Annotated in this window: 22 protein-coding genes and 2 tRNA genes; 10 read left to right on the top strand and 14 right to left on the bottom strand. The window is 62.0% G+C overall.

What is annotated here, in order from left to right; all coding sequences use genetic code 11:
* Positions 1-26 precede the first annotated feature (26 nt).
* The 4 genes from trpD (at position 27) to RBA40_RS28970 (ending at position 3,262) form a co-directional block, all read left to right on the top strand.
* Complete coding sequence (trpD, locus tag RBA40_RS28985; protein WP_099874111.1) at positions 27-1,058, top strand: anthranilate phosphoribosyltransferase; 1,032 nt, start codon at positions 27-29, stop codon at positions 1,056-1,058.
* Between the two features lie 97 nt (positions 1,059-1,155).
* Positions 1,156-1,788, top strand: a complete 633-nt coding sequence (locus RBA40_RS28980) for a LysE family translocator (protein WP_306651987.1) — start codon at positions 1,156-1,158, stop codon at positions 1,786-1,788.
* 9 nt (positions 1,789-1,797) lie between these two features.
* Positions 1,798-2,598: an indole-3-glycerol phosphate synthase TrpC gene (trpC, locus tag RBA40_RS28975; RefSeq protein ID WP_306651985.1), complete on the top strand. Its 801-nt coding sequence runs from the start codon at positions 1,798-1,800 to the stop codon at positions 2,596-2,598.
* 43 nt (positions 2,599-2,641) lie between these two features.
* On the top strand, positions 2,642-3,262 hold the full coding sequence (locus tag RBA40_RS28970) for a hypothetical protein (RefSeq protein WP_306651983.1): 621 nt from the start codon (positions 2,642-2,644) through the stop codon (positions 3,260-3,262).
* Positions 3,263-3,368: 106 nt separating this feature from the next.
* On the opposite strand, the gene RBA40_RS28965 is transcribed toward RBA40_RS28970, so the two are convergent.
* The 6 genes from RBA40_RS28965 to RBA40_RS28940 are packed head-to-tail and all read right to left on the bottom strand — an operon-like array spanning position 3,369 to position 10,623.
* Entirely contained in the window at positions 3,369-5,192 is a 1,824-nt protein-coding gene (locus tag RBA40_RS28965) for a M61 family metallopeptidase (protein ID WP_306651981.1), read from the bottom strand.
* Positions 5,193-5,239: 47 nt separating this feature from the next.
* Positions 5,240-5,830, bottom strand: coding sequence for a nucleotidyltransferase family protein (locus tag RBA40_RS28960; RefSeq protein ID WP_306652024.1), 591 nt, complete (start codon positions 5,828-5,830; stop codon positions 5,240-5,242).
* A 14-nt stretch (positions 5,831-5,844) separates the two neighbouring features.
* Positions 5,845-8,064 (bottom strand): xanthine dehydrogenase family protein molybdopterin-binding subunit, encoded by a 2,220-nt coding sequence (locus RBA40_RS28955; protein ID WP_306651979.1) that lies wholly within the window; start codon positions 8,062-8,064, stop codon positions 5,845-5,847.
* A gap of 10 nt (positions 8,065-8,074) precedes the next feature.
* Positions 8,075-8,533: a (2Fe-2S)-binding protein gene (locus tag RBA40_RS28950; RefSeq protein WP_099874104.1), complete on the bottom strand. Its 459-nt coding sequence runs from the start codon at positions 8,531-8,533 to the stop codon at positions 8,075-8,077.
* A gap of 49 nt (positions 8,534-8,582) precedes the next feature.
* A complete protein-coding gene (locus tag RBA40_RS28945) occupies positions 8,583-9,377 on the bottom strand; it encodes a DsbC family protein (RefSeq protein ID WP_306651977.1) in 795 nt (264 codons plus the stop codon).
* A gap of 25 nt (positions 9,378-9,402) precedes the next feature.
* A complete protein-coding gene (locus RBA40_RS28940) occupies positions 9,403-10,623 on the bottom strand; it encodes an FAD-dependent monooxygenase (protein ID WP_306651976.1) in 1,221 nt (406 codons plus the stop codon).
* Positions 10,624-10,740: 117 nt separating this feature from the next.
* Between RBA40_RS28940 and RBA40_RS28935 the strand changes: the two genes are divergently transcribed.
* The 3 genes from RBA40_RS28935 (at position 10,741) to RBA40_RS28925 (ending at position 11,851) form a co-directional block, all read left to right on the top strand.
* Positions 10,741-10,816: transfer RNA gene (locus RBA40_RS28935), tRNA-Phe, on the top strand.
* A gap of 409 nt (positions 10,817-11,225) precedes the next feature.
* Positions 11,226-11,681, top strand: a complete 456-nt coding sequence (locus RBA40_RS28930; protein ID WP_306651974.1) for a fasciclin domain-containing protein — start codon at positions 11,226-11,228, stop codon at positions 11,679-11,681.
* A 94-nt stretch (positions 11,682-11,775) separates the two neighbouring features.
* Positions 11,776-11,851, top strand: a tRNA-Phe gene (locus RBA40_RS28925).
* A 116-nt stretch (positions 11,852-11,967) separates the two neighbouring features.
* Here RBA40_RS28925 and RBA40_RS28920 read toward each other — a convergent pair.
* Positions 11,968-12,162: a hypothetical protein gene (locus RBA40_RS28920; RefSeq protein ID WP_306651972.1), complete on the bottom strand. Its 195-nt coding sequence runs from the start codon at positions 12,160-12,162 to the stop codon at positions 11,968-11,970.
* A gap of 409 nt (positions 12,163-12,571) precedes the next feature.
* Positions 12,572-14,686: a putative bifunctional diguanylate cyclase/phosphodiesterase gene (locus RBA40_RS28915; RefSeq protein WP_306651970.1), complete on the bottom strand. Its 2,115-nt coding sequence runs from the start codon at positions 14,684-14,686 to the stop codon at positions 12,572-12,574.
* Between the two features lie 467 nt (positions 14,687-15,153).
* Between RBA40_RS28915 and RBA40_RS28910 the strand changes: the two genes are divergently transcribed.
* Complete coding sequence (locus RBA40_RS28910) at positions 15,154-16,314, top strand: phospholipase D family protein (protein WP_306651967.1); 1,161 nt, start codon at positions 15,154-15,156, stop codon at positions 16,312-16,314.
* Between the two features lie 16 nt (positions 16,315-16,330).
* Here the strand turns inward: RBA40_RS28910 and RBA40_RS28905 are convergent, their stop codons facing one another.
* The 6 genes from RBA40_RS28905 to RBA40_RS28880 all read right to left on the bottom strand — a co-directional run bounded on the left by RBA40_RS28905 (position 16,331) and on the right by RBA40_RS28880 (position 20,437).
* Entirely contained in the window at positions 16,331-17,707 is a 1,377-nt protein-coding gene (locus RBA40_RS28905; protein ID WP_306651966.1) for a DNA adenine methylase, read from the bottom strand.
* Positions 17,679-18,890, bottom strand: a complete 1,212-nt coding sequence (locus tag RBA40_RS28900; RefSeq protein ID WP_306651964.1) for a site-specific DNA-methyltransferase — start codon at positions 18,888-18,890, stop codon at positions 17,679-17,681. Before RBA40_RS28900 ends, RBA40_RS28905 begins: the two co-directional genes overlap by 29 nt.
* Positions 18,883-19,185: an XRE family transcriptional regulator gene (locus RBA40_RS28895; protein WP_208640081.1), complete on the bottom strand. Its 303-nt coding sequence runs from the start codon at positions 19,183-19,185 to the stop codon at positions 18,883-18,885. Before RBA40_RS28895 ends, RBA40_RS28900 begins: the two co-directional genes overlap by 8 nt.
* A 200-nt stretch (positions 19,186-19,385) precedes the next feature.
* Positions 19,386-19,685: an SNF2-related protein gene (locus RBA40_RS28890; RefSeq protein WP_306651962.1), complete on the bottom strand. Its 300-nt coding sequence runs from the start codon at positions 19,683-19,685 to the stop codon at positions 19,386-19,388.
* Between the two features lie 10 nt (positions 19,686-19,695).
* Positions 19,696-19,824: a hypothetical protein gene (locus tag RBA40_RS28885; protein WP_306651960.1), complete on the bottom strand. Its 129-nt coding sequence runs from the start codon at positions 19,822-19,824 to the stop codon at positions 19,696-19,698.
* A 310-nt stretch (positions 19,825-20,134) separates the two neighbouring features.
* Positions 20,135-20,437 carry a hypothetical protein gene (locus RBA40_RS28880; protein WP_306651958.1) on the bottom strand — a complete coding sequence of 101 codons (303 nt, stop codon included), beginning with the start codon at positions 20,435-20,437 and terminating at the stop codon, positions 20,135-20,137.
* 37 nt (positions 20,438-20,474) lie between these two features.
* Here RBA40_RS28880 and RBA40_RS28875 point away from each other — a divergent pair, with 37 nt between their 5' ends.
* Positions 20,475-21,410, top strand: a complete 936-nt coding sequence (locus tag RBA40_RS28875; protein WP_306651956.1) for a UvrD-helicase domain-containing protein — start codon at positions 20,475-20,477, stop codon at positions 21,408-21,410.
* A 653-nt stretch (positions 21,411-22,063) separates the two neighbouring features.
* Positions 22,064-22,267 carry a hypothetical protein gene (locus tag RBA40_RS28870; protein ID WP_306651954.1) on the top strand — a complete coding sequence of 68 codons (204 nt, stop codon included), beginning with the start codon at positions 22,064-22,066 and terminating at the stop codon, positions 22,265-22,267.
* Positions 22,268-22,306 lie beyond the last annotated feature (39 nt).

Genomic DNA, 22,306 nt, shown 5'->3' with positions numbered 1-22,306 from the left:
CGCACTGCCCAGATCAAGGAGCTGTCATGCCGATCACCCCACAAGAAGCACTGTTGCGCTGCATCGAACACCGCGAGATTTTTCACGACGAGATGCTGCACCTGTTCCGCCAGATCATGTCGGGCGAAATGTCGCCGACCATGATCGCCGCGCTCACGCTCGGCCTGCGCGTGAAGAAGGAAACCATCGGCGAAATCGCCGCCGCCGCGCAAGTGATGCGCGAATTTTCGACCAAGGTGCCGATGGCCGACACCACTCACCTGCTCGACATCGTCGGCACCGGTGGCGACGGCGCCCACACCTTCAATATTTCGACCACGGCGATGTTCGTGGCCGCCGCCGCCGGTGCGCGCGTGGCCAAGCACGGCGGGCGCAGCGTATCGTCGTCGTCCGGCAGCGCTGACGTGATCGAGTCGCTGGGCGCCAACATCAACCTCTCGCCCGAGCAGATCGCGCAGTCGATCGCGCAGACCGGCATCGGCTTCATGTTCGCTCCCAACCACCACGCCGCCATGAAGCATGCGGCGCCGGTGCGGCGCGAGCTGGGCGTGCGCACCATCTTCAACATCCTGGGTCCCCTGACCAATCCGGCCGGCGCGCCGAATATCCTGATGGGCGTGTTCCACCAGGATCTGGTGGGCATCCAGGTGCGCGTGCTGCAGCGCCTGGGCGCGCAGCACGCGGTGGTGGTGTATGGGCGCGACAATATGGATGAAGTCTCGCTCGGCGCGGCCACCATGGTCGGTGAACTGGTCAACGGCGAAATTCGCGAATACGAAATTCATCCGGAAGACTTCGGCCTGCCGATGATCGCCAGCCGCAATCTCAAGGTGGCGAATGCGGACGAGTCGAAGATCAAGATGATGGAAGCGCTCAACGGCGAGCCGGGAGCGGCCTACGACATCGTGGCGCTCAATGCCGGCACGGCGCTGTACGCGGCCGGCGTAGCCAGCTCGATTGAAGACGGCCTGAAAAAAGCACGCGCCGCAATCGAATCGGGCGCCGCGCGCGCCAAGGTCGACCAGTTCGTCCAGGTGACCCAGCGACTCGGTGTCTGATCGTCGAAGTATCGACTTGAAGGCGCCATATGCCTTAGAACTTAATGCCGTCATTGCCGCGCCAACGCGCGGCAATGACGGCTAGGACTTCTCCACCATGTTTGGCATCCACGACCTCCCCCTGTTCATCGTCTCCGGCCTGCTGCTCAACATCATGCCCGGACCCGACTCGCTCCTGATCATGACGCGCAGTGCCACGCAAGGCTGGCGCGCCGGCGTGGCCGCCACGCTCGGCATTGGCATCGGCACCATGATCCACGTGCTGGCCGCGGCGCTCGGCCTGTCGGCCATTCTGGCCACCTCGGCAACCGCCTTCATGGCCGTCAAATACGTCGGCGCGGCGTATATCATCTACATGGCGATCGGCCTGTTGCGCAGCAAGCGGACCGACCCCGCCGCAGTGGTAACCGTGCCCCCGCTGCCGTACGCAAAAATCTTCGCACAGGGTTTCCTGACGAATGTCCTGAACCCCAAGGTGGCGGTGTTCTTCCTGGCCTTCGTGCCGCAGTTTATCGCGCACGATGCGCCCAGCAAGGCACTCGCCTTTGTCGTCCTTGGCTGCATTTTCAACCTGAACGGCATGCTGTGGTGTACCTCGCTCGCGCTGTTCACCGCCCAGGCCAGTGCCCGCATCAAGGTCAGCCCGGGCGTGTCGCTGTGGCTAAACCGCGTGACCGGCGGCCTGTTCATGTGGCTCGGCGTCAAGCTCGCGCTTTCCAAACCCAACTGAAACTTCATCATGTCCGATATCCTCAATAAAATCCTGGCGGTCAAGGCTGACGAAGTCGCCGCCGCAAAAAAACACCGCGACCTCGCCAGCCTGCGCCGCGAAGTCGAAGCCGATGCCGAAGCGCGCCGCAGCCTGCGCGGCTTCGAAGCGAGCCTGCGCAAGCACATCGCCGCCGGCCACGCGGGCGTGATCGCCGAAATCAAAAAAGCGTCGCCGTCGAAAGGCGTGCTGCGCGCGGACTTCCGTCCGGCGAACATCGCCGAGAGCTACGCGCGCCACGGCGCGGCATGCCTGTCGGTGCTGACCGATGTGGAATTCTTCCAGGGCCAGGTCGAGTACCTGAAACAGGCGCGCGCGGCCTGCGAGATTCCGGTGATCCGCAAGGACTTCATGATCGACATGTACCAGGTATATGAAGCGCGCGCGATGGGCGCCGATGCGATTCTGCTGATTGTGTCGGCACTCGATCACGGCCTGATGGCCGAGCTGGAAGCCTGCGCGCACGAACTGGGCATGGACGTGCTGGTCGAAGTGCACGACGGCGACGAACTGACGGCGGCGCTCAAGCTCGATACGAAACTGGTTGGCATCAACAACCGCAACCTGCGCACCTTCGAGACATCGCTGCAGACCACCATCGACCTGCTGCCGCGCATCCCGGCCGAGAAGCTGGTGGTGACCGAATCGGGCATCATGGGACCGGCCGACGTCAAGCGCATGCGCGACGCGAACGTGCATGCCTTCCTGGTCGGCGAAGCCTTCATGCGCGCGCCGGAACCGGGTGTGGAGTTGCAGCGCATGTTCAGCTGAAAGCCCGCCTCTTAACACACCCGCACACCGTGCCTTTAATCCAATGAAAAAAACACTGATCATGGTCGCCGCCATCCTGGCGTTGAGCGCCTGCGCGTCGTCCGGCCCACCGCCACCGCCGACGTTCATCGACGCGACCACAACGACCCTGTCGGCGCCACCTGCCGACAAGGCGCAAATCATCTTCCTGCAGCCGAAAAACCTGATGTTGCCGCTCGCGGCCGTCGGCATATACGACGTCACCGACAACGACATGACCCTGCTGTCCATGCTCCCCACGCACAGCAAGTCGGTCCATCTGGTGACGCCCGGCGCACACCGCTTCATGGCCGGTTATGGCGCGCACAATTATCTGATGGATGCGAACGTGGAAGCGGGCAAACGCTACTACGTCGTCGCGCGCTTCATTTACGGCATGGGATTCCAGCTGCGTCCTATCCGCACCACCGGAAAGGCGGGCTTCTCGGTGGAGAATCCGGATTTCGCGACGTGGGTGTCGAAAACCCGCTTCGTCGAGAAGTCGCCTGAAGCAGACCTGCTCCATGCGAAGTACAAGGTGGGGAACGAGACCGCCAAGGCCGCCGCCATCGCGGACCTGCTCAAGAAAACACCCGAGCAGCGCGCCGAACTGACCCTGAACAAGGAAGACGCCATCGCGCAATAAGCCGTGACGGGCATCGACTGTTCATCACGATTCAAGCGCCCGGGCGACGGCTCTGTACACCGCCGGCACCGGGCACCACCTTCCTTACGCGGCTATCGCAGCCGCATCAACGCACCGCGCTTGGCCGCGCCGGCCCCGCGCCTTTCTTGCGCTCGTCAACCAGCGACAGTTTCACATCCGGCACCCGGTCGCCCTGCAGCTGCACGCTGAAGGTCATCAGCTCGTCGCGCCGGAACGCGTGCACGCCGACCGTGTCGCCCACCTTGTAGCGCGACAGCAGCGCATCCAGATTGGAGGGGTTGCCCGACACGCGCAAGCCCTCCACCGCCACCAGGATATCGCCCGCCGACAGACCGGCGCGATGCGCCGCGCCGCCTTCGTGCACCTGGGTCAGTTTGCAGTCGCCGCCATCGCGGCCGGTGCCCGCATCGAACGCCGGTTTGGCGTTCTTGCGCACGTCTTCCAGCTTGACGCCGAACGGCGCATACAGCTTGGCCAGCGGCAGGTCGGCCGTGCCACGCACGTATTTATCGAACAGGGGCTTGAGTTTCAGGCCGCTGATCTCGTCGAACAGCGCTTCGACGTCAGCCTCGGTCACACCGCGCCTCGCGGTCGGATAAAAATCGCGGCCGTAGCGCTGCCACAGCGCCAGCATCACATCGTCGAGCGACTTCTTGCCCTCGGTTTTGGTGCGGATGGTCAGGTCAAAGGCCAGTGCGATCAGCGAGCCCTTGCCGTAGTAGCTGACGATGGCGTTGGGCGCATTCTCGTCCTGGCGGTAGTATTTTCCCCAGGCGTCGAAGCTGGAATCGGCCACGCTTTGCTTGGTGCGCCCGCTGCCGCGCAGCACGCCGCTGACGGCTTTGCCGAGCAGCTTGAGGTAAGCCGCTTCGCCGATGATGCCGCTGCGCACCAGCATCAGGTCATCGTAGTAGCTGGTGAAGCCCTCGAACAGCCAAAGCAGCGGCGTGTAGGTTTCGTTCTGCAGGTCGTAGGGCGCAAATGCGGCCGGCTTGATGCGCTTGACGTTCCAGGTATGAAAATATTCGTGGCTGCACAGGCCCAGGAATTTGAGGTAGCCTTCGCCGATGTCGGCCGCGCGCGGCGCCGCGGTGCTCGGCAAATCGGCGCGCGCGCAAATGAGCGCGGTCGATGCGCGGTGTTCCAGGCCGCCGTAGCCGTCGCCCACGGCCAGCGTGAGAAAGACGTAGCGGTCCATCGGCGCGCGCCGGGTGCGCGGCTCGAAAAATGCAATCTGGGTTTCGCAGATGGCCTTCAGGTCGGCCTGCAGGCGCGCCATGTCGAGGTTGGGCACGCGGCCGGAGACGACGATGTCGTGGGCGATGCCGTGGGCCTTGAAGGTGGCCAGCGCGAAGTCGCCCATTTCGACCGGATGGTCGATCAGTTCATCGTAGTCGCCGGCGACATAGGTGCCGAAGCCGTAGCGCTTCGCGCCCAGTTCGGGCAGCGAGGTGGCCACGCGCCACGCTTTTGCGGCGGCGTCGGGAGGACGCTGGATGTCGACTTCGTGCGCCGTGTGTTCCTGCCCCAGCACGCGCAGGTACACGCTCGTGCCGTTGAAAAAGCCGTGGGTCTGGTCCAGGTGCGCGGCGCGTACCGACAGGTCCCAGGCGTAGACTTCGTACTGCACGGTCAGTGCGCCGGCCACCGGGTCGGCCTGCCAGCAATGCTTGTCGAGTTTTGTCAGCGCGACCGGCTTGCCGTTCGATTCGGCGCGGATCTGGACGATATTGCGCGAAAATTCACGGATCATATAACTGCCCGGGATCCACGCAGGAAGGGCGAATACCTGGCCATCCGGCGACGGTGCAGCCACGGTGACGGTCACGTCGAACAGGTGCGCACCCAGGTCTTTGGGAACAATGGCGTACTTGATAGCAGCCGGCTTCTTGGGTGTCGGTTTTTTCATGATCAATGGGTAGTTCGTGGAGATGGACCAGCGCAGGCTGTCAACCTTTACGCGAGTGTACTTGTTTTTAACAGGTCCGCGACGGTATCGATGTCCGAAAAAATGCCTGGATCGTCGACTGAAACAACACTCGCCGGATGCGCCTTGAGGATGGCGCGCGCGCCCTGGTCGCCCTGCAGCGCCAGCAGCGCGTCGAGGTGGACGCGGCCAAAGCCGACCGGGTTGCCGCGCTGGCCGGCATGCACCGGCACCGCGATCGGCGCGCCCTGCTCCAGCGCGGCGCGCAGCGCCAGCATGGTGGAGGGGCGTACATGGGGCATGTCGCCCAGCGCGATCAGCCACGATGGAGCCTCGGGCAGCGAATGGCGGAGCGCGTGCACCAGCGACGCGGCCATGCCGCTGTCGGCGTCCCGGCAAACAGTGACGATGCAGCCCAGCGCGCGCAGGCAGTCGCCCACGCCGCCGTCGTCAGGCCGCACGACGGCAATCACTTTGTCTACGGAGGAGAGCAGAACGCGGGCGCTGGCGGCGACAACCAGCTCGCCGCCAGGCAAAGGCTGGAGCAGCTTGCTCGCTGCGCCAGTCGGATCGAAACGACGCCCCCTGCCGGCGGCCAGCAGAATGCCGACAGGGGTCATGGCCGCATGCGCGCTCAAGCCGCCTTCAGGTCGAACGGCAGCTTGCGCAGCCGCTTGCCCGTGAGCGCGAAGAGCGCATTGGCAAACGCCGGCGCCAGTGGCGGCAGGCCGGGTTCCCCCATGCCGGTCGGCGCATCGCTTGACGCCACCGTATAGACGTCCACCTGCGGCATGTCGGTCATGCGCGCCACGGTGTAGTCGCCGAAGTTCTGCTGTTCGACCACGCCATCCTTGAGCGTGATCGCCGCGCCGGCTAAGGTGGTACCGAGCGCCATCAGCACCGCGCCCTGCACCTGCGCTTCGATCGTCAATGGATTGACGACCTGGTTGCAGTGGATGCCGGCTGTGACTTTATGCAGCTTGGGTACACCCTTCACGATGGACGCTTCGACCACATACGCGACCACGGAACCGAACGATTTGTGCAGCGCCACGCCCCATGCGCGGCCCTTGGGCAGCTTGCGCTTGCCGTAGCCGGACTTCTCGACCGCCAGGTCCAGCGCGGCCAGGTGACGCGTGTGCTTCTCGCCGATGAGCTTCTTGCGGTAGGCCACCGGGTCCATCTTCGCCACGTGCGCCGCTTCGTCGACCAGCGTCTCCATCACAAAAGCGGTGTGGGTCGAGCCCACGGAGCGCCACCACAGCACCGGCACGTTGGCCTTGGCATTGTGGACGGTCAGCTTCATGGCCACCTCGTACGGTGCGCCCATGCCTTCGACCATGGTGGCGTCCACGCCATCCTTGATCATGAACGGCTCGAACGGCGTGCCGCTGATGATCGACTGGCCGACGATGGCGTGATCCCAGGCGAGGATATTGCCCTTGGCGTCCAGGCCGATATCGGCGCGGTGCACGTGCGACGGACGGTAGTAGCCGCCCTTGATGTCGTCTTCGCGGCTCCAGATCACTTTCAGCGGGCCGCTTTTGCCGGCGGCCTTGTAAGCCTTGGCGACGTTGACCGCTTCGACCAGGTAGTCCGACGTCGGCACCGCACGGCGGCCAAAACCGCCGCCCGCCATCATGGTGTTGAGCGTTACCTGCTCAGCCTTCAGCCCCGCGGTGGCGGCAATCGCCGCATGGTCGACGGTCTGCATCTGGGTACCGGCCCACACGGTGCAGCTGTCGGCCCTGAGGTCGACGACGCAGTTGAGCGGCTCCATCGGTGCGTGCGCCAGGTATGGGAACTCGTAGATGGCCGAGATTTTCTTCGGCGCGCCCGCGAGCTTGCTCACGTCAGCCTGTCTGGCGACGGTGCCGGCCTTTTTGGCCAGCGCCTTGAACTCGGCCATCTGCTTGCTGGTCGTGACCTTCTCGACCGCGCTGGTATCCCAGTCGATCACCAGCGCTTCGCGGCCCTGCCTGGCCGGCCAGTAGCCGTCGGCGATCACCGCCACGCCGCGCCCGCCGCGGTCAAGCGCGATTTCGAGCACCTCGATCACGCCCTTGATCGCGCGCGCCTTGGCGGCATCAAGCTTGGCGACCCTGGCGCCGAACACGGGCGGGCGCGCCACCACGGCCACCTTGGCATCGGGCAGGGTGAAGTCGATGCCGAACTGCTGCTTGCCGCTCGACTTGGCCAGCGCATCGAGGCGCTTGACCGGCTTGCCGATAAAGCGGAAATCCTTGGCGTCCTTGAGCACCACCGTGGCCGGCATCGGCTGCTTCATCGCCGCATCGGCGAGCGAGCCATAGCTGGCCTTGCGGCCGTCCGGGTGGAGGACAAAACCGCTGGCGGTGGTGAGCTGGCCGGGTTCGGCCTTCCACTGCTGCGCGGCGGCGGCGATCAGCATGGCGCGCGCCTTGGCGCCGATTTCGCGGTACTGCATGAACGAGTGCGCGATGGTGCCGGAGCCGCCCGTGATCTGCATCCCGAACGCCGGGTCCTTGTAGGCGTCGCCGGCGGGCGCGAGTTCGCCGCGCATCTGCGACCAGTCGGCGTCGAGTTCCTCGGCGATCAGCATCGGCAGCGCGGTGTGCACGCCCTGGCCGAATTCGAGCCGGTTGACCATCACCGTGACGCTGTTGTCCGGCGCGATGCGCAGGAACGCGTTGGGCGCGTAGACCGGCTTGGCGGCGGCATCGGCCGCGCGCGCGAACTTGTTCGCACCCGGCATGAAAAAGCCCAGCACCAGGCCACTGGTGGCCACCGCGCCGGCTTTCATGAAGCTGCGGCGCGACATGCCGCCTTCCGGCGGGCGTGTCAACGCCGCCTGGTTAATCCATTCTGTACGCATGCGGCTCTCCTCAGGCTAACGTGGTCGCCGCGTCCTTGATGGCCGCGCGGATGCGTTGATAGGTACCGCAGCGGCAGATATTGCCGCTCATGGCGCCATCGATATCGGCATCGGTCGGCTTCTTGTTGGTGCGCAGCAGGGCCGTGGCGCTCATCACCTGGCCGCTCTGGCAGTAGCCGCATTGCGGCACGTCGTGGCGGACCCACGCATCCTGCACGGCCTTGCCGACCGGGTCAGCCTCCATCGCTTCGATGGTGGTGATCTTCTGGCCGGCGGCGGCCGAAATCGGCGTGATGCACGAACGGATCGCGTCGCCGTTCAGGTGCACGGTGCAGGCACCGCACAGGGCTGCGCCGCAGCCGAATTTGGTGCCCGTCATGTTCAGGTTATCGCGCAACGCCCACAAGATGGGCGTGGCCGGATCGGCGTCGACCTGCATCTCGCGGCCGTTGATATTCAAAGTGACCATCTGTGACTCCCTCTTGGTGGACTGCGCTTCAAACTGCTTTTTTTGTGTTTTATTTTTTCACGACGGCGGCGGGCGCCGCTGCCGCAACCGCGGGCGCCGGCTTGGCGGCCGGCTTGGCTGGCATGCCCAGGCTGGTGAATTTGGCTTCCAGGCCCTTGGTATCGATCGCGCCCGGAATGCGGCTGCCGTCGACGAAGAAGATCGCCGGCGTACCCTCGATGCGCAGCTTGCGGCCGAGTTCAAACACCTTCTCGTTCGGATTGACGCAGTTGGCGGCGGCGGCCGGAGCGGCCTTGTTATCGAGCATCCAGTCATCCCATGCCTTGTTACGGTCCGGCGAACACCAGATGTTCTTGGACTTGGCCGAGGAATCCTCGGACAGGATGTTGTACATGAAGGTGTACACCGTCACGTTGTCGATTTCCTTGAGCGTGGTCTGGCGGAAGCGCTTGCAGTAGCCGCAGTTCGGGTCTTCGAAGATGGCCATCATGCGCTTGCCGTCGCCCTTGACCAGCTTGAGCGCGTGTTCGAACGGCAGTTCGTTAAACTTGATCATGTTGATCTGCTCGACGCGTTCCTTGGTCAGGTTGCGCTGCGTTTTGGTATTGATCACCTGCCCGAAAAACAGGTACTTGCCTTGCTTGTCGGTGTAGAGGATGTCGCCGTGCGCGCGGATTTCATACAGGCCGCTGTAGGGCGTCTTCTTGATCGACTCGATTTTCACGTCCTTGCCCAGCTTGGGCTCGACGCGCTTGCGGATGGTTTCTTCCACGGTCGGCTTGGCGCTCGCGGCGCCGGCGAACAAGCCCGTCATGACGAGCAGCGCGAATTTTTTGTTTAACATGATGATCTCCGATTCATTAACAGCGCTACTTGCCCATGGCGTGCGACATCAGTCGACGCTTGAGAACAGGCAACTTATCCAGCAAGTTTAATCCCAAGTTGCGCGCGATGCGCACCGGTTCGAGGTTGGTGCCGAACAGGCGCGCCAGGCCGTCCGTGGCGACCTGCATCAGCAGGATGTCTTCCTTGCGCGCGCGGGCATAGCGCGCCAGCACGCGCTCGTCGCCGATGGCGCGCTGCGGCTCGCGCGCGGCGATGGTCTTGAGCAGGCCGGCGACGTCGGCAAAGCCGAGGTTCATGCCGTGGCCGGCCAGCGGATGGACCACGTGGGCGGCGTCGCCCACCAGCGCCACACGCGGCGCGACGATGGCGTGCGGGCGGATCAACGCCAGCGGCAGGTCCTTGACCGCCTCCGGCCGCAGCGGTTTGAGTTCGCCCAGCTTGTCGCCGGCCAGCACGGCCAGGCGCACGGCCAGTTCGCCCAGGCTTTCGTTCATCAGGGTGTCGGCCAGCGCATCGGGCGCGGACCAGACCAGCGAGACGCGCTTGCCGGGCAGCGGCAGCAGCGCCACGATGCCCTCTTCGCCGGTGAACCACTGGTGCGCCACGCCGTGGTGCGGCTTTTCGCAGGAAAAATTGGCCACCACCGCGCGCTGGTGGTAGGCGCGGTAGTCGACGCCGATATCGCACTGGCCGCGCACCCACGACTGGCCGCCGTCGGCGCCCACCACCAGGGCGCTGGCGATGGCGCTGCCGTCGTCGAGGCGCACGGTGGCGCCATCGGCCTCCAGGGCCAGGCTCACGGCGCGGCCTTTGACGATGGTGACGTTGGCGGCAAACCTGAGCGCGGCGTCGAGCGCCTGGTTCAGGTTGCGGTCCTCGACGATCCAGGCCAGCGCGCCGACATGGGCGCCGAAGGCGTCGAACGCCAGGTCGCCCGGCCGGGCACCGTCGCCATTGACGGCCATGGTGTCGACCGCGGCCACCCGGTCCATGTCGAGGGCGCCCCAGACCTTGAGCGAGGACAGCAGTCCGTGAGCGGTGTGGTTGAGCGCGTAGACGCGCACATCCCAGGGCTGCTCGCCGGCCGTTGCTGCGGGGGTCGATGAGACGGATGGCGGGACCAGCACGGTGACGCTGTGACCGGCCTGGGCAAACCCGAGGGCGGCGGTCTTGGCGATGGCGCCGTTGCCAACGATGCACACCGCGCTCTGATGACGCGCGGAAGAGGAATTTGGACTAGTCATATAGCGCATTATAGCGGCTGGCAACGAGACAGTTTTCGCCCCGATCAGAGCATTTGTCGAGAAAGTTGTCGGTCGGACTTGCAAAGCATGGATCGCTTGTCTATAATCATGCCTCTTGGCCTGGTAGCTCAGTCGGTAGAGCAGAGGATTGAAAATCCTTGTGTCGGTGGTTCGATTCCGCCCCGGGCCACCAAGAATTCAATTTCGCCACCTTCGGGTGGCGTTTTGCATTTCTGCTCGCCATTCTTTTCCTATCCCCTGAGCCTGAAAATCGCCGGTACGGCGAACAGCGCGCACTCCCCCACTCCTCTTCTCGTCCGCAGGTTGCATGGCCGTTCATGCGCTGAAGCACTGCCATCCGGCCGCATCCAACATACACGCGAACCCTGCCAAATGAACCGCTATTGAACCGTTTATTGGCAGATCTCCGGGCGCACACGATAGACTTGAGTAGATATCAGCGATAAATTACGCACATACCGGTTCAGTAACGGTGCAACACAGACACCGTGGCGCTTCAGCATATGTCAGCGCCATGCATATATCTTCCCGCCGGACGCCTTCGCATCCTGCAGTGGTTAATTTATCTAAAGGAAATCGCCATGAAAAAAGTACTGATCTCAACCGCATTTACCTTGGCATTCGGCGCTGCGAACGCAGCCGATATTGTCGATACCGCCAAATCGGCAGGCACCTTCAACACGCTGGTGACGGCGGTGCAGGCGGCAGGCCTGGTCGACACCTTGAAAGGCCCGGGCCCGTTCACGGTGTTCGCGCCGACCGACGAAGCCTTCGCAAAAATTCCGAAAGCGAAGCTTGATGCGCTGCTCAAGGACAAGGCCGCCCTGACCAAGGTGCTGACCTATCACGTGGTGCCAGGCAAGGTCATGGCGGCGGATGTAAAGCCGGGTGCCGTTAAATCGGTTCAAGGCAGCAACCTGACCGTGACTGCGGCAGGCGGCAAGGTCATGCTCGACAAGGCGCACGTGATCAAAACCGATATTGCCGCCGACAATGGCGTGATTCACGTGATCGATACGGTCGTGATGCCGAAATAAGCGGCAGGATCGGAAGCGCGGTGCGGGCCTGAAAACGCTCCCGAACGCGCCGCACTAGCCAGACCGGCCGAGGGCTGCTATGATAGCGACCCTTGGCCTGGTAGCTCAGTCGGTAGAGCAGAGGATTGAAAATCCTTGTGTCGGTGGTTCGATTCCGCCCCGGGCCACCAAGAATATATAAAACGCCACCTTCGGGTGGCGTTTTTGTTTCCGGGGATCCCTGGCCCCCTGGCGGCGCTTCCGGCTGCCGGTGACGTCCAGGACGGCCGGCGATATCGGCGCGCCGTCAATCGAGTGCTGTGCGCTGTGCTTCGGTCTCGTCGTCCCTGCACATCTTCTCGGCTTCGTTTTTAGATTGCTGCACCTGGCCGGTATGTCCCCTCCTGGCGCGCAACTGTTGCAGCGATTCTTGCCGTTTGGATCGCTCGTTCCAGTCATGCTTGCGCACTTCCTCCCGCGCATTCTGACGTTGCTGCTGCATATCCTGATGCTAGCCTTTGTGGCGCGACGCATATGGCTTTACGCCCGCGGGGATCACGTACCGCTGTCGTATGCCGGCCTGCCTCAATTCCTTGTCTACGTGGGTACCGTGTCCTTCATTATCGCGGCCATTGTGCTGGTGCCTGCCATCCTTTCGACAGCCGGCTCGGGCGTTCCCGCGGGCCTGGCGCTGTTGCCCGCATTGTTCTGCATACCGTGGGCATTTTTTCTTACGGAGCTATTCAGCTTTCGGAAGCGGACTACGTGAGAAACAGAAAAGAAGCAGCACGCCGGCGTCGGATGGCATTTTTACTTATCACGGGCTCGAAACTCTGGGCACCGTACGGTACGGGCGAGACGGCGAGGATGAAAATCCCCGTCCAAACCGACGATCCCGAGCCGGGCCGCGATTAGCGGCCCACCACTTTGAGCAGCGGACCGATTGCGCCGGCGGCGCCTGCACGCAGCATGGCCTCGAACTGCGCCGCGGGAAGCGGCTTGCTGCGCAGGTAACCCTGGTACTGGTCGCATCCGAGTTCACGCAGGTAGTCCAGCTGCTCGTCGGTTTCAACGCCTTCGGCGATGACCTGCAGGCGCAGGCTGTGGGCCAGCGCAATGACCGAACGCACGATCGCGGCATCGTCGGCGTCGGAACTGATGTCGCGCACAAAGGAACGGTCGATCTTGAGCGTATCGAGCCGGAACTGCTTCAGGTAGCTCAGGCTCGAATAGCCGGTCCCGAAATCGTCCACAGAAATATGAATCCCTTGCGCATGCAGGCGGTCGAGGATCTGCGCGGCCTCGGCGGGGTTGTGCATCACCACGCTTTCGGTCACCTCCAGCTCCAGGCAGGAGGCATCCATGCCGGTTTCAGCGAGCACGCCGGCGACGAACTCCGGCAGGTCTTTCTGGCGAAACTGGCAGGCCGACAAGTTGACGGCCATCCGCAGGTGCGCCATGCCGGCCAGTTGCCAGGCGCGGTTCTGGCGGCAGGCTTCGCGCAGTACCCAGGCGCCGAGCGGGATGATCAGGCCGATTTCCTCGGTCACGCTGATGAAATCGTTGGGCGGCACCAGGCCGCGCTGCGGGCAGCACCAGCGCAGCAGCGCCTCCATCGCCACCACGTCGCCGCTGGCGACATCGACCTTGGGCTGGTAGTGCAGCTCAAATTCCTGGTTTTCCAGCGCCTGGCGCAGCGCGTGCTCCAGCGCCAGCCGGGCACCGGCCGCGGCATTCATCTCGGGCGCGAAAAACTGGTGGTTGGCGCGCCCGACCTTCTTGGCGTGGTACATAGCGCTGTCGGCGTTGCTCATCAATTCGCGCAGGCTGGTGCCGTCGTCGGGATACATGCTGATACCGATGCTGGCCGACACGCTCTGGATCTGCCCGTCCACGTCGAGCGGCATGGCGATGGTGTCGAGCATTTTCTGCGCGACGCCGGCCACCACGGTCGGCGAGCCGGCCTCGCTCAGCAGCACCACGAATTCATCGCCGCCAAGGCGCGCCACCGTATCGTTGACGCGCAGGCATTGGGTCAGCCGCGCCGCCACCGCCTGCAGCAGCTTGTCGCCGTAATGATGACCGAGCGAATCGTTGATGGTCTTGAAGCGGTCGAGATCGAGGAACATCAGCGCGAAGCGCTTGCCCGAGCGTTCGGCGCCATGGATGGCCTGGCGAATGCGGTCTTCCAGCAGGCTGCGGTTGGGCAGGCGGGTCAGGCCGTCGTGCAGTGCCAGATGGTGCAGCTGCCGGTTGGCGTGGCGCAGGGAGTTGACCAGGGTCGCCGTGCGCGCCGCCAGCCGCGAATCGACCACCGACAGCAGCAAGGCGATCGTCATGAGCGACAGCGCGGCCACGGCGACCAGCACCGCCAGCCAGTTGCCGTTGACCCCGCCCGTGGACGTGCAGACGCTGCCGGCGTCGAAGCGCGCCGCCTCCATGCCGGTGTAATGCATGAGGACGATGGCAAGCCCCATGATCGCTGCCGCGCCCACTTTCTTGATGTGGGCGAGCAAGCTGTTGCCAGCGCGAAGGGTGAACGCCAGCCACAGCGCCACGGTGGCGGCCACGATGGCAATGAGCACCGACGCAGCCACTCCCACGGGGTCGTAAGCGATGGCCGGGGACACGTACATGGCATGCATGCCGATGTAGTGCATGCCGCAAATACCCAGGCCCATCAGCACGCCACCGATCAGGTAATGCACCCTGCCGACGGTGGCACGGGTGACGATGCACAGGGCAAATGCGGAAACGCCGATCGCCACCAGAAGGGACTGGAGCGTGACGCCAATGTCATAGTTCATGCGGATCGGCAGAGTGAAGGCCAGCATGCCGATGAAGTGCATGGACCAGATGCCGCAGCCCATGGCCAGCGCGCCGCCGGCAAGCCAGAGCACGCTGGCGCGGCCACGCGTTTCAGCCACGCGGCCGGTCAGGGTAATCGCCGTGTAGGACGCCATCATGGCGACGAAAACGGAGAGCAGAACCAAGCCCGAATGATAGGTGCCGTTAAAATTCTGCAAGGGATATCCTCTGGAAGTAGGGAGTGCCAGAGAGGATTGGCGGCATCTTTTCTATAAACCTGAGCCAGGTTTCCCGGATAAAGCCTGGATATTGATGAGTATCAATAAATTGACGGGCAAATTTCTCATGCCAAATGTTTCTACGCTAAGGCCAAGCGTGCGGCCATGGTTTCAGAGGGGCCAGCAAATGCCTGATAATCCGGCGCCTGGCCTGGTAGCTCAGTCGGTAGCGCAGCGGGTTGAACATCCTTGTGTCGGTGGCTCGGTTCCGCCCCGGGCCACCAAGAACATGCCTCGCCCCGACGCCCACGCATGCCAGTGGGGGTTGTTATCTCACGAACAGAAAACCCTTTCTGCGCGCCCTGTCCCCAGGCATTCACAACCTCGTCCTGGCTATACCGATAGCGCGCCGCATACTCTTTCCGCTGTACAATAATCATTTGCAGCCCCTATCAACAGGCCACGCCATGACGTTTGTATTTCAGCAGCCCGGCACGACAAAATTACTGGAAGCGATCGATGCAGCGGCAGCCAAGGCAAGCGCTGGCGGCGGCGTTTTCGCGTTTGCGTCACGAGGCGGGATTGAGGCATTCTTCGCCCAGCCTAATATCGCGCGCATGCTAGACCGGCGCCAGCAATTCCAGCTTATTGTCGGCGTTGACGCAATTACCAATGCTGAAGCGTTGCTGTTCCTCGGCGAAAAAGTAGTGCAGTACGATGGCATATTGTCGGCAAAGGTCTTTTTCCACGAACATCCCCGCAGTACGTTTCATCCTAAATTTTCGTGGTTCCGGCAAGGCGGGAATTTGCGCCTGGTAACAGGCTCGGGCAACCTGACAATGCGTGGCCTGGGGCAGTCGGCGATCGCATCAGGCGCTCAGCCCGGAAATTGGGAAGCGTTCAGCATTCAATCCATGCACGGCGATGAGGCGACTGCCGCGATGGCCGGCATCGACGAGTGGCTTACTGGCCAGCTAGCCGCCGGAACCCTTTGTGCGCTCGATGACGCGCGTGTCCGCGAACGCGCAATGGCAAACGGAAGGATGAGATTTGCCGCCGTAACGCCGCGTGCGCGCACGCCTGCGCGCACGGCCGGCGCCGCAGCCGACATCGAGGTAGCTCCGGTTGATGGCATCAGATTCAGTACGCCCGAGATCCTGGTGCGGGAGATTCCCCGCAACAGGACCGGGCAGGCCGACCTTGGAAGAAAAGCGCTGACCGACTTCTTCGGCTACGAGGGATCTGAGAAAAAAGTATTTGTCCAATATGTATCGCTGGACAACATCCCAAAACCAGTAGAGCCAATTTTACTTTTCGTTAACCAAAGCAAAAATTACCGGCTGGAGCTTCGTGAAATCGCAGGGTTGAATTATGACCTCGGCGACGACGACAGCAGGATGCTTGTTATCGCGACCAAACTCGATCTGCGGTCGTTTCGCTACACCATTGTTCCGGTAACCGCCCCCGAATATACCGCTGTAGCGCAACTCCTGGGCGCAGTTCCGCCAATGCGCGGACGCAGCCGGCCGATGCGCGAGGCGTTTGTCTCCTCAACCGACTTGCAAAGAGTCTGGCCCGGCGTACCGGACAATCTTTTACCGTTGGAGACGTTGACGCCGGAACCCTAGTCGACGCACCGGGCGCTCAACAAAAACATTTCAGCAAAATCTCCGCGTGCTCGCGCTTGGCGAGATTGAGGTTGTTATGATTGAGTTTGTTGTGCGACATCCCTTCAACCACGCTTATTTCCACCCGTTTGTAGTGCGCATTGGCCAGATCAATGACCTGCGCCATGGAGACGACGCGCGGGTGGGTGCCGTCGCCCGCCTCATGCGGCGAGTAGGAAAGTACTAGCGGCAAATCGTGCGCCCGGGCGGCGCCGAAGAGCAAATCGAACGCGCGCGGCGCTTCGGACCTGATGCAGAAGGGGGACTGGTGCCGCTCTTCGCGGTATATTCCCCGACTGAACGTCGTTTCCCCCTTCTTTTTGACGCGCGATATCTGCGGATTGTCACGAAGGCACATCGTTTCCAGCACGTGGTAAAAGCGGCTGTAATGATCGCGCGTATAGGGCGGGTCCGCATACACCACCGAGAAATCCTTGCCGTGCGCAGTCAACGCGTCGAGATAATCGCCGCGCAGCATGGTCGCAGCTCCGGCGGCAGGAATCAGATCCGCGTACTTCTGCAGCCAGGACCTATAACTGGCGGACATATCGATCGATCTGTCACGCTGAACGGTTTTGACCAGACCCGCTTTAATGTCGCCCGACTTCGATCGTGGCTGAATCGGTTGGGCAAATTGCTTTCCCACCGTATTTACCAAGGTACTGGCGGTACTGATTGCAACGGCAGTCAACCCGTCCTTCACGTCGTCGCCCGAACGCGCGGCAACATGGAGTGCAGCATCCAACAGCGCAGCCTGCTGATATGAAAAATACACGCCGCCGAAATTTCTGGCAACAGTCGTCTCCGGTGCATTCCACAATCCCTCGGCGCGCATCCGCCGGATCACTTCCGACGTAGCGTCGTTCAAGGGCGAGTCCGCGTCCAGGAACCCGAATTCTTCAGTCAGAACAAGCGATGGCGCCTCGAGTAGCTCGATCAGCCCGTCAACGTCTCCCTGCACGGCGCGAATCAAACTCTTGTGCTCGTGCTCCATGAGCGGAGCAAGACACCAGAGAAGGCGCGTCGTAAACTGCCCCTCGGCAACGTCAGTGGAGAGCCTGCGGGTGTCCGTCGCGGACAAGCGCGGCGGCCGCAGAACGGCGGAACAAATGACGCGCGAATACTCCTGCACATCGACCGTGGTAACGTCGCGGCTTGCCCCCATGGCGCTGGCGACAACGCCCGTACCGGCGAAGAGATCGACCATCCGCCCGCCGCTCGGATCAACCTCGTCGATAGCGGCGCGGATTGCGGATGTGAGACTTACCTTGCAACCGAGGTAGTAAATAGGACGAAATGCGTTCAGTTGCCCATTTGCCTGAACCTTAGATGCGGTAGAAATCAAAACCACCACCGCCTTTCCAGTCCATCAACCCGGAAATTCCGCCCGATTCGCCCGCAATGACCTGCTGCAACCGGTGAGTACAATGCGTCTTAATATGCTCTCCGATCTCGATTCCCAAATACGATCTGTTCATCTTGTGCGCGACTGCCGCGGTGGTTCCCGATCCGAGATAGGGATCGAGAATAAGGTCGCCCGGGTCGGTACTGATTTGCAGGATGCGCTGAATCAAATGCTCCGGCTTGGGCGTATCGAACAGCGAAATTTCTTTAAACAACGCCAGCAAGTGCTTCTTTGCCTGACTCGTCGTCCCCACATCGTCAGCTCGCCACAGCGTTTCAGGCGTGAGGCCGGCGGTACGATTTGCAATGAACTGTTTCAGACGCGGAACCGCATTGCCATCCCGGCCGAACCACACATTGTTTTTAGCGATCTCCTCGATCATCCGCTGTTCGGAAAATCCCCAGCAGCGTCCCTTTGGCGGCGAGTGCAATCTCCCGTTGGGCGCCTTCAGCGAATAATACTGCTGCGGCGTCGCGTGCCCCTCCTGGACATTAGCCGACACCGATTGCCACGGACCACGTGGATCTTCATCCAGGTTTTTGTAACGGCTCTTGACCTCGTCCGTCAAGGGCAGTGAATTCCGCGACTTGGACCAGGTAGCAATGTTCTTGGCGTATACCAGCAGATATTCATGGTTTCGCGACAAAACTTTCCGGTTTTCTCTCGTCGTTCTGCGTTCCCAAATGATCGTGCCGACGAAATTTCCCCTGCCAAACACGGCATCGGCAGCAACCTTGAGGTAGTGCAGCTCGGAGTCGTCGATCGATATCCAGACGCTTCCGTCCGTGCGTAAAAGCAGTTTGATTTGCTCAAGCCTGGCCGACACCGATTGCAACCATTCCGCATGGCCCATGCTGTCAAAATAGTGCTGATAACTTTCGCCGTTGTTATACGGCGGGTCGAGGTAGACGCACCGCACTTGCTCGGCATGCGTTTTGGCCAACATTTTGAGCACGGCCAGGTTGTCGCCATGAATCAGGGCATTACCGGTATCCGCCTGGCCGGAAGACCACTTGGCGACGCGCTGCATAGATTTGTTGAGTACGCTGCTCGAAGATTTCATGTCCGAAATTGCTTCCTTGCCAGCGGCGTCCCCATGCCCGTCGAGGGGGGCGCTGCCTAGGTCATCCATGACTATCTCCCTGAGTGAACAAATCCAACCCTTCCTGTTTATCGCCGCCAAACTTGCCTATGCCGGCACCACGCGGCTTCTTCGGTGCGATATCAATATTGGACAATACGCTGCGAAAATCCGTCTGCCCGTCGGCCATTGCCCCCAACAGAGACGCAATGACCGCCAGATGCGACGGCACGTCCCCCTGTTTGTAGTTCGAGAGGGAGATGCGGTTCATCTTCACTAAATCAGCGAACGCGTGCACGGTCAGCCCGGCTTTACCGATATGTCGGCGAAATTCATCGTAAGTCATGGCCGCGATCATATACTAATGAAAATAACTCATACAACAATTAATATTGATCATTAATCTATGAATGTTCGACATTAACCAGTGCAAGCGGGATGGCATTATACCTGATTCGTGCTAATAATTAAGATTGGGGAGCGGGCATCGCCGGCGCTTGAGCGCACGCTCGATCGCGTTAATGCTGTGCGTTTATACAGTATATTTCATCTCGGCGTCTCTCGCCCACATGGTCCTTGGTGCGGCGCAGGAGAAAGGGCTTGATGCGGCGCGTCAGGAAGGCGTTGGCCGGGTGCCGCCGTCGCGCCGACGCTCTTGCGGAAGGCGCTGTTGCATTGCTTTTCATCGCCCAGCAGGCCGGGCAGCAGGAAATGAAATTGCGGCCACCGTTCGCCCAGGTGGTTTTGCAGCGGCGTGCCCGTCAGGCACAGGCGATGCCGCGCGCACAGCAGGGGCGGCCATCGCGGCCGCCCTGGAGCGGCGGTTCTTGATGTATTGCGACTCATCGGGGATCAATCAATGAAAGTCCTGCCGCAGCAGTGCCGCCGCGTCGCGCGCCGGCAGCGCACAGGTGGTCAGGACCAGGTCGTGGCTGCCCATCGCGCCGAAGCGCCCGGCGCGCTCTGGCTCATGCAACAACAGCACGCGCAAGGTCGGCGCGAAACGGCGATCATTTTCGCACCGCGCAATTGAACCATCTTGCAGATACATAAAAAACGCCACCCGAAGGTGGCGCTTTCATTTGCGGCGACCGGGCCTCGTCGCGCCCGGTCCGACTTCCAGCCCGGATGCCGCCCCTTCAGTTGAAGATGAAATACAGAACCACCAGCACGACGGTCGGAATGCCCAGCATCCATCCAATGACATATTTACCCATGATCTCGCTCCTGTTGATGTTGTGTGATGTTGATGCATTCAGAATGCCATGAAAAGCCAGCCTCGTCCGTACGGTACGTCACGCAACGGCGGCATCGGCACGCGCGCGCCGTCGTGCCCCGATGATGAGCCCCTGCGCCGAAGCGTTCATTTCCGCGCCGCGCAGCCGGTCACCCTGGCTACAATAACGCCACTGAAAAATCCTCAGGATCGCACCATCCCGATGAAAATTCTTGAGTACAGCAATTTTTTCCCGCCCCGCAACAAAGCCCACTACGACAAGGTCCGGCGGGCCATCGAGCGCGACGACTTCCGTGCGGTCGATGTCAAGAAATTGACCAATCTGACCCACGCCAAGATCTACCGCGCCAAGCTCGACCACGCCGACCGCCTGCTGTTCTCCACCATCCGCTACCGCGGTGTCGTTCGACGATGCGCAGCAGGCGGTCTACGTGCAGAACGCGCCCCTGATCATCGTCGGCAGCGCCGGCAGCGGCAAGACCGCGCTCACGCTCGAGAAAATGAAGCAGGCCCAGGGCGACGTCCTGTACGTGACCCACTCGGCCTATCTGGCGCAGTCCGCGCGCGATCTGTATTACGCCGACGGTTTCGAGCAGGCCGGCCAGGAAGCCGCCTTCCTGTCCTACCGCGAGTTTCTCGAATCGGTCCGGGTCCCGCACGGCCGCGAGGCCACCTGGCGCGATTTTTCCGCCTGGTTCGCGCGCATGCGCCAGCAATTCAAGGGCATCGACGCCCACCAGGCATTCGAGGAAATCCGTGGCGTGCTCGCCGCCGACGCCGCCGGCGTGCTCGACCTGAACCTGGTGGCGCATGACTGGCGGCCCGAGGTGCAGCCGCGCTACGACTTCGTGGTGGTCGACGAGGTGCAGGACCTGACCGTGGCGCAACTGGCGCTGGTGCTCCAGGCGCTCAGGAAGCCGGGCCAGTTCCTGCTGTGCGGCGACTCGAACCAGATCGTGCACCCGAATTTTTTCTCCTGGAGCAAAGTCAAATCCCTCTTCTGGCGCGACCCCGAACTGGCCGAGCGGCAGCAGTTGCAGGTGTTGCGCGCCAATTTCAGGAACGGCACGCCGGTCACGCGTCCTGATGTGCGTGCCCGGCGGTCCCTTGCCCGGGCCGGGGGCACTGGAGCGCTCCACTCGTGTCATGCCAGTGCTGGCAACGTAGACGCCCTGTACTGGCGCGTCAATCAGCGCGCAGCAGACTTCAAACAGGTTTGCTCCGGACGATCAGCGGCGGCCCTGGCCGCTGCGTTGGCGTCGGCAGATGCAGCATCGACGACATTCACGACACACGCCGTGTCCTTGCCGATGTGTGCCACCACAAGGACCTGACGCCGCTTCGGGCGCTCCGGGTCGCTTTGATCCATCACATTCAGGCGCACGATCAGCGCGACCGGAACCGTTTTTCCACCGACATTGGCAACCCGCCATTCGGCCTTTTTCCCGAGCGAGGAAAAGCCGTGGGTGACGACCTCCCAGTAATTGAGCGCGAAGACCTGTGCATCCGGGGTCACGATGTCAATCGAACTTCGCTCATCGTCGTCATGAATATGCAGGCGGTACTTGCCCACGCCAGGGCATCTCAATGTATAAGCGCCGGTAACTTTATCAGCAACCGTTTTCTTGCAGGACTTGCCCGCGATATCGGTGTACATGCTGGTCGGATTCGTGTGCGCGGAAGCCCCGGCACTTAACCCGGTTGCCAGCGCGGCGATGAGCCCCATCAAGCGAATGTTCATGAAGTTCCTTTCGTTGAAGACTCAAATAGTAGGAGTCTACCTTCTCGCCACCTTGATCCCGGACAGCCCCGGTGGCAGCACAATCGCTTGCCACGATCTGTCCGGCGCCAGCTTGCCGAGTTGTAAGCAAATAGCGCGAGTTGTAAGCGCGTGTAAAGGCGGTCAACTCATCGATTGGGCGCGGCGTTTTCAGCTCAGTAACACGGCAAATGCGCACCGAACCTCAACCCAGAAAAAGGACTGACCATGAAAAAAGTAATCGCTACCCTGACCGCCGGATTGTTCGCCAGCGCCGCATTCGCGCAGTCCCCGACACCGGCTCCGGCACCAGCAGCACCGGTAGCGAAGGCTGAAGTAAAGGTTGAAACCAAAGCCGAAATCAAAGCACCATCCCAGGACATCAAGACCGCCGGGGAAGCCGCCAAGCCGGCTCCGCAGGCAAGCAAGTAAGCAAGACGCTTCACACAAATAAAATAAACCGTTTATACC

The sequence above is a fragment of the Massilia pseudoviolaceinigra genome (assembly GCF_030846505.1).
GTDB lineage: Bacteria > Pseudomonadota > Gammaproteobacteria > Burkholderiales > Burkholderiaceae_D > Telluria_A > Telluria_A violaceinigra.
Note: the sequence above shows the minus strand (reverse complement) of the source record. Positions and strands in the feature narration are given on the sequence as shown.